The following is a 1,830-nucleotide window of genomic DNA, read 5'->3' on the forward strand; positions in this document are numbered from 1 at the left end:
GATCCTCTATGGCCAAATTCGGCAACCACCGCGCAACGCAAGGCGCGGAGCCGAACGGAACAGCGCTGGAATCAGCGCGTGACGAGCGACCGAATCAGCCGAGCGGCAGTCTCAGGCGGCACATCGCCTGTGTCGACGTCAAGATCGGCGTCGGAAAGCCACGGCGTCGCATCCCACGCCGCTAGACGGGCGGTGGTGTCGCCGGTGCTTCGCTCGATAATCCGGGCCTGCGCGACAGCACGAGAGGTGCTGAGCTGCACGACAATCCAGATACCCGGCATGGCGGCACGGACGGCGGAGATGACTTCGGGCTGTCCGGCGTGCACCACAGGGATTCGCCCAGAGTCAATGACCGCCTGCAAGCTGGGGCGATCGATGACGTAGCGGGCACCGTATCGCGTGTTCTCCCAAATCACTTCACCAGACGCTGCGAGTTGGTCCAGAGCGTCATCCGAAGTCATTCGGTAGCCGGCCGTTCGGCCTCGGCCCGATTTCAGGCGCTCGAACAAGCAGAACCTCGCATCGACTCGGGTCAGGGCGTCCGTAACGGTGTCCTTACCTGCGGCCGGTGCGCCGTACAGAATTACACCGCTGATCACGACTCGGAGAGGTTGTCGCGTCGGAAGGAGTCGAGCAGCCGACGGGCCTGTTCGCGCAACGGTTCGCTATCCGGGTCGTTGTGTACGACAACGTGATCGGCCAACGGCCGATACTCGAGGTCGACACCGGACGTGTATTCGTCCCAGTGCGTAAGCTTCCATGTATCGCGCGCTGCACCACGTCGGCGGAGGTACATCAGCATTGTGTCGAGGGCGCAGCGAACCCAAACGATCGTCACCTCGGCGTTGTTCACTGCCGCGCGAGCAAACGTGTGGTCAATCCATGACTGGTCATTGAATTCCAGAATGAACGGCGCGGTAGCGATGACCGATGTCCCGCACTCGATGTTGTCATCGACTACAGCGGTGAGCGCTTCGTACTCACGGGGGCGAATGCGGGTCTTGTAGAGGTCGGACTCTCGATCCTCGAAGCTGGAGCCGAGGTCTTCGAGTGCTGGCTCGATGATCGGACGGGAAATCGTGTCCTTGTCGAGCAAGGCCCAACCGGTCTCGCGGGCAAGAGTGCGGGCAAACTCGGATTTTCCGCTTCCGGCGTACCCGCCCACGTAGACGACTCGCGGACGTACCGGACGTAGAGGCGCAGCAAGCGTGAGCGCAACAGAGGTCGGCGTGGTCACTACGCGGCCTGAACGGTCCTTGCTGGACACATAGCCATCGGCCGCAAGCTGCTCCATCGCCTTCGTGATCGTGAGCTGACTTGCCTTCCACTGGTTCGCCAACTCCCGCGTCGACGGTAGGCGCTGGCCGTCACGTAGTCGGCCGGCCTCGATCTCATTCCGTATCGCATGTGCGATCCGGAGATACGACGGCGCGGTGGTGTTGGGGCCAGTCACAGCGGACTCCTTCGATAGCAGTTGCCACTGCGAGGGTAGCAGTTGCTCACCCGTTGCGGCCTGCGGAAATCTCCCTGATTCGAATAGCTGCACATTTACTCGCGAAAGTAGTTGCTTCCCGCGAAAGCACTTGCTACCGTGAGTGACATGCCGCACACCGGGTGCGGGAGATTCCGAGAGAGGGAGCAAGGAAATGGCGCTCAAGGATTTGCGTTTCGAGGTTCCGTTCCACGTCGCGTTCGAGAAGGGTCTTGTGCTGGTCGGTGAGATCGAGCCGGATACCGAGTACAACCAGAACCGCAATGCTCCGGCTCGTCAGAAGGTGGACCCGGTGACGGGTCTGCGGCAGTGGAAGGCCACCGCGACGAATCCGGCGG

2 protein-coding genes and 1 pseudogene are annotated in these 1,830 nt (G+C 61.9%); 1 reads left to right on the plus strand and 2 read right to left on the minus strand.

The features are described 5' to 3' along the window. Positions 1-71 precede the first annotated feature (71 nt). On the minus strand, positions 72-599 hold the full coding sequence (locus ON37_RS03570; protein WP_217999913.1) for a kinase: 528 nt from the start codon (positions 597-599) through the stop codon (positions 72-74). Further along, entirely contained in the window at positions 596-1,453 is an 858-nt protein-coding gene (locus ON37_RS03575; protein ID WP_040716660.1) for a P-loop nucleotide/nucleoside kinase family protein, read from the minus strand. The genes ON37_RS03570 and ON37_RS03575 overlap by 4 nt, the downstream gene beginning before the upstream one ends. A gap of 193 nt (positions 1,454-1,646) precedes the next feature. Between ON37_RS03575 and ON37_RS03580 the strand changes: the two are divergent. Beyond that, positions 1,647-1,830, plus strand: a pseudogene (locus tag ON37_RS03580) (hypothetical protein); the annotation flags it as partial.

The organism is Nocardia veterana NBRC 100344 (assembly GCF_000308855.1).
Classification (GTDB): domain Bacteria; phylum Actinomycetota; class Actinomycetes; order Mycobacteriales; family Mycobacteriaceae; genus Nocardia; species Nocardia veterana.